The sequence below is a fragment of the Ignavibacteria bacterium genome (genome assembly GCA_025612375.1).
GTDB lineage: Bacteria > Bacteroidota > Ignavibacteria > Ignavibacteriales > SURF-24 > JAAXKN01.
Window position 1 is genome coordinate 59,264 of the sequence record JAAXKN010000005.1, and the last position, 14,486, is coordinate 73,749.

14 protein-coding genes are annotated in these 14,486 nt (G+C 44.5%); 2 read left to right on the forward strand and 12 right to left on the reverse strand.

Translation table 11 applies throughout. The features are described 5' to 3' along the window. Window positions 1-21: 21 nt before the first annotated feature. From ccsA (HF312_05295) to HF312_05350, 12 genes are all read right to left on the reverse strand, one after another. The gene (gene ccsA, locus HF312_05295; protein ID MCU7519611.1) at window positions 22-2,424 is read right to left on the reverse strand and encodes a cytochrome c biogenesis protein CcsA; all 2,403 of its coding nucleotides are present in this window, start codon (window positions 2,422-2,424) and stop codon (window positions 22-24) included. A 93-nt stretch (window positions 2,425-2,517) separates the two neighbouring features. Then, complete coding sequence (locus HF312_05300) at window positions 2,518-2,907, reverse strand: cytochrome c maturation protein CcmE (GenBank protein MCU7519612.1); 390 nt, start codon at window positions 2,905-2,907, stop codon at window positions 2,518-2,520. 2 nt (window positions 2,908-2,909) lie between these two features. Next, a complete protein-coding gene (locus HF312_05305) occupies window positions 2,910-3,065 on the reverse strand; it encodes a CcmD family protein (protein ID MCU7519613.1) in 156 nt (51 codons plus the stop codon). Window positions 3,066-3,070: 5 nt separating this feature from the next. Continuing rightward, a complete protein-coding gene (ccsA, locus tag HF312_05310; GenBank protein ID MCU7519614.1) occupies window positions 3,071-3,769 on the reverse strand; it encodes a cytochrome c biogenesis protein CcsA in 699 nt (232 codons plus the stop codon). Window positions 3,770-3,800: 31 nt separating this feature from the next. Next, window positions 3,801-4,460, reverse strand: coding sequence for an ABC transporter permease (locus tag HF312_05315; protein ID MCU7519615.1), 660 nt, complete (start codon window positions 4,458-4,460; stop codon window positions 3,801-3,803). A gap of 13 nt (window positions 4,461-4,473) precedes the next feature. Continuing rightward, window positions 4,474-5,115: an ABC transporter ATP-binding protein gene (locus tag HF312_05320; protein MCU7519616.1), complete on the reverse strand. Its 642-nt coding sequence runs from the start codon at window positions 5,113-5,115 to the stop codon at window positions 4,474-4,476. After that, window positions 5,108-6,874 (reverse strand): hypothetical protein, encoded by a 1,767-nt coding sequence (locus tag HF312_05325; protein MCU7519617.1) that lies wholly within the window; start codon window positions 6,872-6,874, stop codon window positions 5,108-5,110. The genes HF312_05320 and HF312_05325 overlap by 8 nt, the downstream gene beginning before the upstream one ends. Further along, window positions 6,847-9,009: a VCBS repeat-containing protein gene (locus HF312_05330; GenBank protein MCU7519618.1), complete on the reverse strand. Its 2,163-nt coding sequence runs from the start codon at window positions 9,007-9,009 to the stop codon at window positions 6,847-6,849. Before HF312_05330 ends, HF312_05325 begins: the two co-directional genes overlap by 28 nt. After that, window positions 8,933-9,415: an acyl-CoA thioesterase gene (locus HF312_05335; GenBank protein ID MCU7519619.1), complete on the reverse strand. Its 483-nt coding sequence runs from the start codon at window positions 9,413-9,415 to the stop codon at window positions 8,933-8,935. The genes HF312_05330 and HF312_05335 overlap by 77 nt, the downstream gene beginning before the upstream one ends. An 11-nt stretch (window positions 9,416-9,426) precedes the next feature. Next, window positions 9,427-10,173 (reverse strand): outer membrane protein assembly factor BamD, encoded by a 747-nt coding sequence (bamD, locus tag HF312_05340; protein ID MCU7519620.1) that lies wholly within the window; start codon window positions 10,171-10,173, stop codon window positions 9,427-9,429. Between the two features lie 170 nt (window positions 10,174-10,343). Further along, window positions 10,344-10,955, reverse strand: coding sequence for a hypothetical protein (locus tag HF312_05345; GenBank protein MCU7519621.1), 612 nt, complete (start codon window positions 10,953-10,955; stop codon window positions 10,344-10,346). Window positions 10,956-11,065: 110 nt separating this feature from the next. Further along, window positions 11,066-12,346: a Glu/Leu/Phe/Val dehydrogenase gene (locus HF312_05350; GenBank protein ID MCU7519622.1), complete on the reverse strand. Its 1,281-nt coding sequence runs from the start codon at window positions 12,344-12,346 to the stop codon at window positions 11,066-11,068. Between the two features lie 588 nt (window positions 12,347-12,934). On the opposite strand from HF312_05350, the gene HF312_05355 reads away from it, so the two are divergent. After that, window positions 12,935-13,288, forward strand: a complete 354-nt coding sequence (locus tag HF312_05355; GenBank protein ID MCU7519623.1) for a toxin — start codon at window positions 12,935-12,937, stop codon at window positions 13,286-13,288. Between the two features lie 10 nt (window positions 13,289-13,298). After that, the gene (locus HF312_05360; GenBank protein MCU7519624.1) at window positions 13,299-14,306 is read left to right on the forward strand and encodes a DUF4065 domain-containing protein; all 1,008 of its coding nucleotides are present in this window, start codon (window positions 13,299-13,301) and stop codon (window positions 14,304-14,306) included. The last annotated feature ends 180 nt before the right edge of the window (window positions 14,307-14,486 follow it).

Here is a 14,486-nt window from a genome sequence, read left to right on the forward strand (position 1 = left end):
AGAATTTATTTATGAATGGCTTTATGCGAGGGATTCTCTGGAGCGTCTTACAACGGAAACTATAAAACCGAGCACCATTACAAGAACACCCGTCCAGACAAGATTTATGAAAGGCTTTACACTGGCTTCAATTGAAAGGATTTCTTTTGGAGCACTGCTCATAACCGCCTGGCCGTCCAGCTTTGTTACTATCAGGTTGACTTTGCCTGATGCATCCATGCCTTCCATCTGAATTTTCAGGTTTGCATCTTTTACTTCAACAGGAATAAATTCCTTCTGCCCGCCTGCGGCTTTCATTAAAGGTTCGGTCTGAAAGGATTTGCCGTTGTATTCAACTGCAACTTTGGCACCGATCTGGAAGTCGCCTCCCGACATCATTGTGTTCATTGCGTCTTTCGGGAAGTTGAAGCCCGAGAAGGTGATCTTTGCTCCTTCAAACTGCGCAGCCTCACCTTTGTTTAAGGTCAGCTGGCTTCCCTTCTGCTGCTGTGAACCGTCATCAAAACCAACAGGAGATACGTAGAAGTCCTTTGAAAGCTCTGAAATTATGTCGGGCTCTTTCATAAGCCCGTTGTTGAACTGGCTGAAGAACATTACGGGTGAAACAACTTTTTTATTGTTTCCCTTTGCAACTTCAATGTCAAAGCCGAACTTCTGCCCGTTCTCTATCGGATGGTATCCCTTAAATGTCAGCGTGTAGCCGAATGCCTGCCTGGGCTCATTCTTCGGAAGCTCCAGGGCTTTCTGATCGCTTGCAACTGAAGAGCCCACAACACCCAGCAAAAATACCGCAATTCCTATGTGAGCTACGTATGCACCAAGCATCAGCTTGTTGCCGCGTATGATCTTATAAGCCACTTCAATATTTACAAAAAGCGCAAATGCCGAGGCAAACGTCAGAATGTTCATCATAAGGCCGTGCACGCCGCCTAAAGTGGCCATAAGAATGGTAAGAACAACCGAGGCCCCAACGGAGAAGGCCGACTTCTTAAAAACTTCCTTCCCTTCCGTAAATCTCCACTTTACAAGAAGACTCAGTCCGTTTAAGAGCCCTATTATAATTGCAATAGGCAGGTTCATATCGTTGTAGAACTTTGTCTCAACCGAGGTCTTGAACAAGGGAGCCGACGTTCCTACAATTACTATTACGGCTGAGGCCATAAGGGCGATTGAACCGGTAAAAAGCGCAAGCTCGCGGTTAAGGAGGTTCTTGTAAGGCTCAACCTGCTTGGTTAAAAACTTCCAGCGGTAGAGCATCATTCCAAGTCCCAGGACCGTAAAGCTGAGTATTAAAATTACGAGGAAGATATAAACCGATTTGCCGGGGTCTGTAAAGGCATGCACCGAGGCATCGCCTAAAATTCCGCTTCTGGTTAAGAATGTGCTGTAAAGAACGAGCACAAAGGTCAGAATGCATAAGAGCAGGTTTGTCCTGGCAAATTCACCTATTCCGTCGCTGTCGTGCCTTTGGAGGCTCTTTCTCTGAACGAGCATCGTGTGGATCGAGGCCACGCCGACTAACCACGGGACAAGGCTTGAATTTTCAACCGGGTCCCAGCCCCAGTATCCGCCCCATCCTAAAACGCCGTAGGCCCAGTAGCCGCCGAGCATGATTGCAAGCCCTAAGACCATCGATCCTGCAAGCACCCACGGGAAAGCCTGCTTAATCCATTCCTTATATTCATTTTTCATCAGGGCCGAGATTGCAAATGCAAAAGGAACAGTTGAAAGAGCAAAGCCCATGAAAAGTATTGGCGGATGGATCTGCATCCAGAAGTTCTGCAGAAGCGGGTTTAAGCCCTTACCCTGAATTATAAAATCGTTTATTGCTATGCCGCTCTGAACAAGCATTGCATGCAGCTCAGAACTCATCTTGACGTAACTCTGTCCCGACTGCCCGTCCTGGAAGAAGAAGTTCTGCATAAAAGGCATATTAAGGATTGCGGGATTGATGTTTGCGGCCTGAATGAAATTAGGCTCGCTCCAGATGTAGGCAAACGGGTTTTTCAGCATGGGCGAGATCATCATAAGAAGGAACGAGGCTGCAAGAGTGTAAACGCTCATTACGCGCGGCTCCAGGTCGCCTCTTTTTGAAGCGTACTGCTGGAGTATAAGGCCGAAGACAACGGTAAAGAACGTCCAGAGGAAAAAGCTTCCTTCCTGTCCGGCATAGAAAGTGGAAATTAAAAGACCCAAAGAAAGCCCGCTTCCGCTGTACTCATAAACATATTTATACTGGTACTGGTGAGTAAGAATTGCCTGGAGAAGCAGGGTTGCAGCCACAATCACGAAAATAGCCATGGCATGGTAGCTCACCCTGGCAATTTTCAGTGTATTCTCCTGCCCGCGGAATGTAAGATAATACATTATCGTCGAGGCCAGTCCGGCTACTAAAGCCAGGGTAAGAAAAATACTGCCTATCATTTATTCACATCCTTATTGTCATATTGATATTGTTGAAAAGGTCCGGGAGAATCTGTGCCCTATCTTCTCCCGGAATGAGACTTTATATAAAACTTACATACCGGAGCTTATTTGCGGCTTACCCTCGTATTTGGACGGGCATTTTGTCAGTACGTCGGAAGCATAGAAGCAGCCGTCCTTGTATTTGCCAGTAACTACAACGCTCTGCGCGCTTTCGAAGTTATTAGGCATATTGCCTGCCAGAACCACCTTCATTTCGCGGCCTGTATAGTCTTTCATATAGAAGGAAAAAGTCCTGTCGTCTTTGTTAACTTCGTAGTTTTTCTCCCTTACCCAGGTGCCTGTAGCCTTGAAGGTTTTTGACTTTGCCTGAATCTTGGCAAAATCGGCTTCATACTGCACGTTTGTCTGTGTAAAGAGGTATATCATTACGCCCAGGAAAACTACAATAATAGCACCGCCGAACATATATTTATTTTTCATATTTAAGCCTTACTCCCTTTAATTTCCTTTTCAATCTGCTTAATTCGCTTATCCATGCTGGACAAAAATAAAAAGATTCCGACCCAAATGACAAGGACAATAAACAGTACTATGTAGATGGAGTTTGTTTCCAGGAATTTATATAGACTTTCCAAAATTTACCTCAAAGTATGTTTTTAGTTAGTTTATCTTTATAGATAATTGATTTGTAGTTAAGCGTCCACATCCAGAAGAACAGTATCGTAAAGGCAACAAGCGAAGTAAAGAAAACTATCATCATATTGCCGTTCATTTTGAAATTGACTACCGGACCGGCATTAGTGTCGTTGGCGCTGCCCGGATGAAGGCCGGTCATGATCCTGGGCATTATAAAGATAAAAAACGGAACCGTAACAAAAGCAATAATTGAATACACGGCTGAAAGCGCTGCTCTTTTCTCCTCCACCTCAATTGCACTTCTGAGGGCAAAGAAGGCACCATAAATTAAAAGCAGCATAAATATGCTCGTTTCTCTCGGATCCCAGTTCCAGTAGCTGCCCCAGTTGAACTTGGCCCATATGGAGCCTGTAACTGTAGCCAGAATGCAGAACATAATTCCTATCTGCGCTGCGGCAATGGCTTTTGCATCGTCATCGAGGTCCTTGTTTTTCAGGTATTTTATGGAGTAAACTGTAGAGACCAGGAATGCGACCACCGTAAGCCAGGCCGTTGGGACGTGAAAGAATATAATTTTGGCCTTTTCTTCCAGACCCGGAATAATCGGGAACTGGTACCAGGCAGCAGGATTCTCAACAATTGGAAAGGAAATTCCCGCGATTATAACAAAAAGCATCAACAGAAAAAGGACGGTTTTCCAAATCATATTTAATTCCGATATTTTGTCTTTAAATATACTAATCTTTCCAAATAAAATCGAACAGCAGGTAAGAGGCTGTCAGTATTACCACATCATAACAGACAAGAACGGTTAACTCTACCATTGATTCCCCAATTACCGTGCCATCAATTGCAAACTTGGTCAGCTCCAGCAAAATTAAAATAAGGGGTAATAATATAGGAAATGAAAGAACCGGGTATAAAGTTCCTTTGGAGCCGGTCTTTGCAATAATTGCCGCAATAATTGTTGAGGCGGCTGCAATGCCGATGTTCCCAAGGACAAATGCCAGCAAGAACAGGGCAAAGTTCCTTATAATAAAGGAATCAAAAAGCGCGGAATATAACAAGGCTATTACTAAATTCATTGCAAAGACAAGAATTAAATTGAAAAGCAGCTTGCCTGAGAATATGGTGTTAGGAGAGGCTATGAGGTGAAGGGTCAGGACTGTGCCCCTTTCCTCTTCTGAAACAAAGGCGCGCGACAGGCCCGACATGGCCGAAAAGAAGATTACGACCCAGAAAAGCCCCCCTGTTAAGGTCTCCGAGATCTTTTCACTCCCGATTGAGAACAGTATTACGCTAATTGTAACCAGTATGAACATGACGAGGGCATTTATGGCATAACGGGTCCTGAGTTCAGAATGCAGGTCTTTCTTAAAAAGAGCAAATGATTTCATTTGTATGTAAATTTTATTTTGAATTGTTTTTATAGTTTTCAAGCTGAAGAACGCTTTTGCAGAGCGCAAGGTCGCTTTCCTCATTTGATGCAATAAGCACCACGGCAGACGCGCTTTCAGCCTCAATAAGCTTATAAACCGTATCCTTGCCCGCAGAATCCAGGTTTGAGGTCGGTTCATCGAGCACCAGGAGCTTCGGGCTGTGCATGAGGGCGAAGATATATTTAAGGCGCTGCTTCATGCCGGAGGAATAAGCCTTAACCTCGTCGAGCCTACGGTCGTAAAGGAGGAAAGCGTTAAAAAGGTAGTCAATTCTCTCTTTATTATACTCAACGCCGCGTATATTGGCAAAATGGCGCAGGTTTTCCTCGGCGCTGAACTCGTCGTAGAGTACAAGGTAAGGGGCTACAAAACCTATATAATCGTGAAGTTTTTCAACCGGTATCTTACTGCCCCCATTAAGGTGTGAAATTGTCCCTTTGGATGGTCCCAGTATGCCTGTTATAATTTTAACCAGTGTAGATTTTCCGCTGCCGTTATGGCCGGCAATACCGAATGTGCCCTGGTTTTCGAATGAAAAATTAACGTCCTTAAAAATTAACCTTCTTCCGAATGTTTTGCCCACAGCCTCGGCTGTCAGTTGGTAATCACTCATTTTGAATTACTATTTTCCCTTTCTTCAGGTTTCCCTCTGAATCAGTAACAAAAAAATAAACTCCCGAAGGCAGGCGCCTTTCTTTGGAATCTTTGCCATCCCACTGCAGTGTATAAGAGTCGTACATAGGGATAATATTCTTATTGCCCGAAAATACTAAATCCATGCTTGAAGTAAAAATGATAAGAGAGGCCGAGTTCAGTTTATTTGGGGTTACCGGGAGGTAAACATACTGGTTTTTGCTGTAATTAAAAGGATTTGGGAAAGCAAAATCCAGTTCCGCGACTGAAAATGTACCGCCGCCGGCCGGGTTATTGTTGAAAATATCGCTTTCGAGGAAAATGTCTGGATTTTCGGCGCTGAGATTGAAATAGTAGTTATTTGCCACCTTATTTGCGCCCGGAGCCGCGTAATTGTAGAAGGTCAGCCTTGCATTTTCCGTTATGTCGGGCGCGCCGGAGGTATTATCCTGGTTTGTAAGAGCGCTTTGAATATCCCCGTTGGTCAGAATTATTACCGTGGTGTCAATTGTCTGTCCATTATCGGCAAGAAAGCGGACGAAGTTATTGGAAACCGGATCTGTAAAAAGGTCCACCATCTGCTCGCTTCCCGTAAGTGTAAGTGAGTAGTTGGGTTTGAGTACGGGATAATTTGCAGATTCTTTGAAGTACTTATCGGGCTTAGCCCTGTAGCCCGTAAAAAATGTCCAGCTGCCGAAAGTATTCAGCGCCTGCTTTAAGGATGAGCGGTGGCTGGCCAGGGCGGTATTCATAGCCTTAAGGCTCGCTTCGTGGTTAAAGTTTTCCCATTCCTCCCTAATAATATCCTTTCCAAAACCGTAATGCTGGAAGAGCATCCAGAGAACTGTTGTATATGTCTGGTTGCCGGTATACAGATAAAAAGGCTTATCGGGCTGGTTGAAGTAGGTTCTGAGGTACTGGTAGTAGTCCTCCACATCATCAAAGACCAGTTCTTCCATTGCGGAGGATGTGCCCTCGTAGAAATAGATATCCTTGTCCTGCATGAGGGCGTTATAATTTCCCAGCTGTATTGCATGGTTGAGCTCATGTGCAGCCGTAACATAAAGTCCTTTCACTCCTGAGGAATAGTAATGTTCGCTCCGGTTGAAATCGTTGTCAATTACCATGTAGCTTGTAACCGTCATTCCCCTGGAATCCAGGGCCTCACCGGTCTGTGTGTAGCCGTAATCGGGAATATCCATAATATAAACGTCATATAGGTTATCGCCCCCGGCCCCGTTATCCGAAGGAGGAGGAAGGAAGCCCAGGTAATTCACCTCATAATTATATGCCGAATCCATGGCAAAGGCCACCCGGCTGATGTTTTGCATGACTGAAAGCGATGAATCGTAGGCTGGAATGCTGTCGCCTGTGGTGTTAAAATGGATCCTGAAAAATCCCGACGGCGATACAATGCTCCTCTGGAGCACGGGGCGGTCCTCAAGAAGTTTTTTAAGTACAATTTTCTGTCCTGAAGAAAAGCTATTGAGGTTATTGCGCACCGCGGCCATAAGTGAAAACCCGCATTTACCCGGAACTTCACCTTTCTGCGTCATTGTCTGGCCCGGTCTACCCGCCGGAGGAATCATGTTCTGCATCCCCCTCAGGCCCAGATAAGCATTGTAAAGAGAATCCAGATTAGGCTTTACGCTGTTCTCCTGCGCCATCAAAGGCTGGATGCAGCATGTAAAAAGAAGCAGGCATGCCGCTATCAGGGCAGTTCTTTTATTGTCACGCATTTTTCACTCTTATCCGCATAAACGAAGTGGTACTTCCTGAAGTTCATGTTTTTCACAAAATAGCTTTCAACATCCCCGGCCTCAATAAGCCTGGTTGTAAGAAGGATTCCGGACTTATTTAATACATCCAGTTTTTCTAAAGTTCTGTCGGCATCATTATAGACCAGAAGTTTTTTCAGGCCGTTGAACCGGACTTCCCCGAGAGAGAGCATATTGCTGTTTCTGATCTTAAAGGCTGAAAAACTCCCCTTAAGCTTAAACTTTACGTTCTTATTTATGTTTGAAATAAAAGCATAATAATTATTACTATCAAATATAAAATTTGCCGAGCTGCCCTCATCCTGGTTGAGTATATCGCCCGTAATCCAGGCAGGCACCTTTGACTTCAGGGTAAACTCATTCAGGTATTTCTGCTGCTTCAGCTCCCTGTCGAGGATTAGCTTCTTAAAATAAAAGCAGCCTTTCCCCTCTTTCCAGTAGAAGATGGAAAAAGGGCTGTACTGGTCTATTTTAGCGTCAGCCGTTCCGGTTTCCAGTGTCTTTGAGATAAGAGATGCATATTTATAGTTAACGTAGTCAAACACCTCAAGCCTGAGGTTTCCGTTACTGATAAGCGCGGCGAAAAGCTTCGTTCTGTCTGCCCCCTGGCCGTCAATTGCCTTAAGGTCAAAGATGGGGCCGGCAGCGTAAAAGTTATTTTTTGAAATGCGGTTATACTTAAAGTTTACGGTAACAGCCTGAATGAGGCGCTTACCCCTTGTGTAGCAGTAAAATGTCTTCTCATAAGTTTTCTTATCGTATATCTCCAGATTTGTACACGCCTCCACAAGATCGACAGAATAATAATGCGAAGGGATGCCGCTCTTGTCCCTTAGCATTATGTTTAGTGCCGGGCGGAAGCGGTCAACGGCGCAGAGGTCGATGATGTCATTGTTCCCGGCGTCAAAATAAGAAATATCCGAAGGGGAGGCTCCAAGCGACAGGCTTACGTTATCCTTAATTACGCTTAAGCTGCTGATAAGGTACAATTTGCCACCGGAGTCCAGGGACAACAGCCCTGTAAGAAACTTACTGTAATATGGTGCTATATGGGATATCCCTTGCCGGGCGAGGTAATTTATCTCCCTGAAGAAAGAACCGTTTTCCCTGGAAAAGGCCGCAGATACCACTGAACGGCTCCTGTCCAGGTAGGCGATGTCGTTAAGTCCGTCGCGGTTGAAGTCGGAGATTACAACCTCATCGGGCCTGAAATCTGTTGCTATGGTCTGTGTCTTGTTAAATGAGGAGACATAATCGCCATAAAGAATATAAATCCCGTTTCCCTGCACAGCAATAATATCCTGCAGCCCGTCCAGGTTGAAGTCGTAGGCAAGCAAAGAAGTGATCTTTCCGCGCCCTTTCATTTCACGGGCTTCATAGAACTCACCCCTGGAATTGTTATAAAGGAATTTCAGCGAGTTGGTTACAAGCTCTACAGCTATTATGTCCGGGTATGAGTCGTGATTTAAGTCGGTCCAGACGGCATGCGAATAGATCTTTCCATTCAGAATCTTTTTTTCCCTGAGGCGCCCCTGATTCCTGTAGATAATTGAAAGCCCGTTAAAGGCCTCGCCGTATAAAAGGATCTCCTCATGCCCGTCGGAATTTATGTCCATAAGGCTCATGCCACCTGGATAAGAATCGAGCCTCAGTTCAGAGAGGATATTCGGGCTGCCGGAATTGGAGAAATTAAGAAGGCCCGCAATTCTGTTTTTCCTGGAAATAAAGGCGCAGAGTGTGCCTGGCAGGTTTTTGTCAATCGGTTCAATAAAAGATATTTCATTTTTCAGGCGGCTCGTTTTGCCCGGCTTAAATGAGCCTTCGGCCTGGCCTGCGAAGGTAAAAATTTCTTTTTTAAGGGGATCGAACATGGCAAGGTCGGTGTAAGCATCGCCATTAAAGCTAAGTGAGGCAAAGCTGTGGAAGCCTTCGCGGACAGGAAAGCTCTGATACCTGCAGAAGCCATTTACCGGGATCTGGGCATTTACCGGAACAAGGAAATATCCTGCAAGTAAAAGGCTAATTGCTGTTAAGGTTACGCGTCTTAAGTCTATTTTCCCTTCTGTGTAAAGCTTCATTGTAGCGGCGTATTTCATCTTCAGTTTCCGGAATAACCTTAACGGCCTTTACGGGTCTTACCTCCTCGTCGACAGAAACAAAAGTCAGGTATGCGGAATTTGCGTGCACCCTGGTTCCTTTTCTGAAGCTTTCGGCAAAAACCTCAACCTGGATTTCGAGTGAAGTATTAAAAACCCTGTTGACGCAGGCAGTTAAAGTTACGGCATCACCAAGTTTTATAGGGTGGTGAAAATCTATTCTGTCAACCGAGGCGGTAACGCATACCCTGTTGGTATGTTTTGCAGCAGACATAGCCGCACAGATATCTATCCAGTGCATAAGCTGCCCGCCCAGAAGATTGCCTAACTGATTTGTATGATTAGGCAGGACCAGTTCGGTCATTGTTATTACAGAGTCAGAAGCCCTCTTTCCCTCAGTTCCCATTATTTTTAAGCTCAACCGTTTTTGTTTAAAGTTTCCTGAAGTTTCTTAACTGCCGTTACGTTTCCGTCTGAAGGATACCTCTGTAAGAAAGAGGCAATTTCCTTGAGCGCAGTCTTGTTTTCCTTGATCTGGACGAGTGTCCTGATCTTGTTATACTGTGCCGACGGGGCGTACTTGGAATCGTGATATGTATCGGTAACTATATTATAATAATAAATAGCCGCTTCGTAATATTCCATCTTTTCGTAGATTTCAGCCGTATGGAATTCCTTTTCAGCGAGTTTGTCATTCAGCTCTTTAATTTTCTTTTCAGCCTCAGGCACCCTGGGGTCCGTGGGGAAGAAATCAATAAACGCCTGAAATTCCTCAACGCTTTTGTTTGTATAGCGCTGGTCGAGCTGAAAATCGGGAGAGAGCTTATAATAAGATTCTGCGAGCTGGAACTGGGCCTGCGGAACAAGTTTGCTTGCCGGGATGTCTTTAATAAGGCGGCTGTATTCGTAAGCCGCAAGAATATATTCACCTCTTTTGAAATGGCTTTCAGCTAGGTAGTACTGTGCCTGGTCTGTAACGGCGCTTCCGGGAAACTGCAGGAGGATGGCCTGGAACTCATTTATAGATTCCACATAATCGCCGTCGTTAAACAGTTTCATTGCATAGTTCAGATGTTCATCTGCGTTCATGTTTGTTGTGTTTACGGTACTTGCGCAGCCCCATAAAGCAACAGATAAAATAACCAAAGCCAAAAGTTTTTTCATATATCCAAAGTGTTGATTAGGTAATAAATAATTAACAAAATTAAAGAAAAATGCGCCATCTTCAAAGGCAAAAGTTTTTCATAGCCGAAGCCGCACAGATTATAAACCGCAGGGCACAATTAAGTTCCTGTCAAAGAATTTTTCCTCTCCTTAAAAAGAACACAGGCAATCTACTTACTCCTTACGGTAAAGAACAGGTAGACCGCAACGGCGGCGGTTCCAAGGGCCACAACGGGCTCCCAAAGCGTCGAGAACAAGGGCTCGGATGGGATATTTCCCTGCGTAAAAGGGATTGAAGGGTTTTCCAGCTGGCGGATCTCATCAAAAAGAACTGTGTCCTTTACCGCAAAAGTGAAATTGTCAGTCTTTCTTACCATTCCCTCTGAAGAGAGGACGTAGCTGCCGCCAAAGGTAAAAGTTCTTTCTGCCCTGTAGCTCCCGAAGAGCCCTTGACGGAAGAGGTCTGAATAACTTACCTTTGCCCGGTCTATGGTTATGTTCAAAGAAGAGGCCAGGCTGTCGCCTGAAAGCAGGACATCTTTTCCTTCCTGCTTAAAATCCTGAATTATTCTATTTCTGAAAACCGAATAGCCTTCGGGAATGTCGAGCCTCAGATGAAGCTTCGTGCTTTCACCGGGCAATGCTTTTATAACCTTTACAACAGAAGAATCTGCAAGTCTGTAGAAAACGTCGAGATTACTTTGGCTCTGCGAAAAGGCCTCATGGGGCATAAGCAGGCAAAAATACAGGCTTAGGGCTATAAAAGCCTTAAGCCCCTTCAATGAAAAAGTCCAAAAGAAGTTAGAATTTCCTGTTTGTACTTTCGTTCTCCTTTTATAAAAATTCATTTTACTCACTTTTTAATGAAAAAGTCTTTCTGCCGGAATTATTATCAGCCATAGATACCGCGAATTTTCAGTGTATTGGCTACTTTATTAATTGCGAGCACATAGGCGCCCAGTCTTAAGGACACTTTATAAGTTTCGGCATGATGATAAACGTTGTCAAAAGCCTCATGCATCATTCTTTCAAGGCGCCTGTTTACGCGGTTAAGCGACCAGAAATAGCCGGTGCGGTCCTGCACCCATTCAAAATAGGATACAGTAACCCCGCCCGCATTGGCAAGGATATCGGGAATAACGAGAATGCCCTTATCCTCCAGAATCGGGTCGGCTGCAGCGGTAGTGGGCCCGTTTGCGCCTTCGGTAATAATTTTACAGCGGAGCTTAGGCGCATTATACTTTGTAATCTGGTCCTCCTTTGCCGCCGGCACTAGCACGTCGCAGGGAAGTTCCAGAAGCTCCTCATTTGTTATTTCTTCGGCCTCCGGGAAGCCCGAAAGCGCCTTATTCCTAGAAAAATACTCCATTACCTGAGGGATGCTGATCCCTTTATTATTATAGATAGCGCCGCTTATGTCGCCGAGGCCAACGATCTTAATACCCTTTTCGTGCAGGAGCTGTGCCGAGACGCTTCCGACGTTGCCGAAGCCCTGAACCACGGCCGTTGCACTTTCGGGGTTAATGCCCATTTTCTTCAGGGCCGCAATGGAGACCATGGTGACGCCTCTTCCTGTAGCCTCCCTTCTGCCTAGAGAGCCGCCTAAAATGAGCGGTTTACCCGTAACCACGGCCCTGGTAGTGGTTTTGGTATGCATGCTGTATGTATCCATAACCCAGGCCATAACCTGCTCATTAGTATTCATATCGGGAGCAGGTATATCTTTTTCAGGGCCGAAAATGTCCAGCAGGTTTGAAGTAAACCTGCGGGTTAATTTTTCAAGCTCATTCATGCTAAGCTTCGAAGGGTCGCACCTGATGCCTCCCTTGGCGCCTCCGAAAGGGATATTGACCACGGCGCATTTCCAGGTCATCCAGGCCGCCAGGGCCTTCATTTCATCCAGATTGACGTCGGGAGCAAAGCGCAGGCCGCCTTTTGAAGGGCCGAGAATATCGTTATGGATCACGCGGTAGCCTTCGAAGACCTGGATATTGCCGTTATCCATTATTATAGGGATTGAGGTAATTACCTGCTTAACAGGAGACTTTAAGTATTGATAAGCACCATTTTCAAGGCCGAGGATTTGAGCTGCTTTCTCAAAGCGGGCCATCATAGATTCAAACGGATTCATTTTATCGGTAATAGGAGCGGGTTCTTTATAAGTATGTTCCATCTTATGTACTCCTTATTAAACTTCTCTATAATATAAAAATATTCCGGGAAGTTAGCTGTAACAATATCAAAAAAAGGATAAAATTCCAAACGATTTCAGGAAGACGTTCGATGTTCAACGTTCAACGTTTTATGACTAACCCCGACCTTCAGGTCGCGGGGTACCCGGGAATTCCCTTCCCTCCTTCGGGGCTTCAGCCCCAGATTTTCCGGGGGAGTGATAGATTTTACCAGAGAAAAGCCGGACCACCTACACCAAGAAGCTCCGAAGGGGCGTTCTGTCTATAGCAAGGAGCGCCCACCCAACCCCATGAAGCCCTGAGGGGGCGCGATGTATGGATCGGGACCGGGCATGCCGCTATTCATGGCCCTGAAATTTTGGCGACCCCCTCATTGGCGGGCGAAATATTCAAACCGCTAAATATTAATTTGGGTCTGTATCCCAAATTCCTTATTTTATGCCTCACTATGTGGAATGCATATAACTCCGGGAGCATTTCACTTCATAGTGACATATGAGGCATTTTTAAATCCATTTCTCACTTTATGGTTGATTTTAGATTGTATTTTAATTATTTTAGAGTTATAGATGACAAGTAAAGATGAGGTAGAATCATTTCTTAATGATTTGCGTGCTAAATTATCGGTTTACAAGATTTTCTATTATAACAGAGAAAAGAATAAACAGGCTTTATTAGACCTGGAAATTACTCCTTTGCAAAGGGATGAGTTTATCAGGAACCTGAAAGCAGAGGATTACTTTGGCGGTCCCAAGCCGGATACAAATGACGTCACCCTGCCGGATTACTGGGAGTTTGGAATTACAGTAAAAGCACGTGAAGTATACATAAAAATTTCCATTGGCAAAGCAGCAAGGCCAGTAATTTGCATGTCATTTCATTTAGCAGAAAGAAAGATAACGTACCCATATAAAAATGCATAAGAGGGATAATATGGACAGGATAGTTCAATGCGGCTTATGTGACGGGCAGGCAGAGTTGGTTACAGAGAAAAGGGAAAGAGAGTTCAGGAAAGAAAAATTTGCAATTTCGGAACATTATTATAAGTGTACAGCCTGCGGTGAGGACTTTACAACCACAGAACTCGACGAGATTGATACTCTCCAGGTATACAATCAATACAGGGAAAAGTACAAAATTCTCTTCCCCGTTCAGATCAAATCCTTAAGAGAAAAGTTTGGGCTCTCGGCCCCAAAGATGTCGGAAATATTAGGTTTCGGCATTAACATATACAAGAATTATGAAAAAGGTGAAGTTCCCAATCAAAGCAACGCCACACTGCTGAAACTTATTCAGTCGCCAGCAGAGTTCAAAAAGCTTCTTGAAATGAAAAGAGAGCTGTTTGACAGCCACGAATACGCCAGGGTGATTTCTTACATAAACTCCCTTATTGAAAACGAGCCTGAATGTCCGGCTGAAATCAGCGTCTTATGGAATGAAGCAGAAATTCCGAATGAGTATACGGGATATACAATTCCCTCCTTTGAAAAGTTTGCAAACATGGTGCTTTACTTTTTAAGCATTGCACAATTCAAGGTCAGGCTGAATAAATTATTATTTTACGCCGACTTCCTTAATTTCAAGTACAGCGGGTATTCAATATCGGGTTTAAGATATCAGGCCATACAGATGGGACCCGTAGTTTACAGGTACGGTTCAAATTTCGATCTTCTGCAGGAGAACGGGTACCTGGAAGCCGGGTCGGTTTTAATTAAAGATGAGTATCACGAAAAATTTGCCGGGGCAAAGGATTTTGATGAAAGTGTTTTCACAAAAGAGGAGCTTGCAATTTTAGGCGGGGTATATGAAAAGTTCAAAGGATTTTCCACAGAAGAGTTAAAAGAGATGAGTCACAAAGAGACCGGCTGGATAAATGAAAACCAGAAGAAGGGTTTTATCAGCTATCAGAAGTACGGGTTTGATTTGAATGTAAATTTATAACGGGGACAGGTTATTACATTCAACTATCAATGCAGAATGATCTGTTTCCCCCTCCAGTTCAATTAAGAAATTCCCTCAGGACCTGTATTAATTTTTTCATTTTCTCCCGTTTCACTGCTGCGATGGTAGCTTTCATTGTTGTAACATTTCATACTACTCTGGTACTCAAAAAGAATAGAA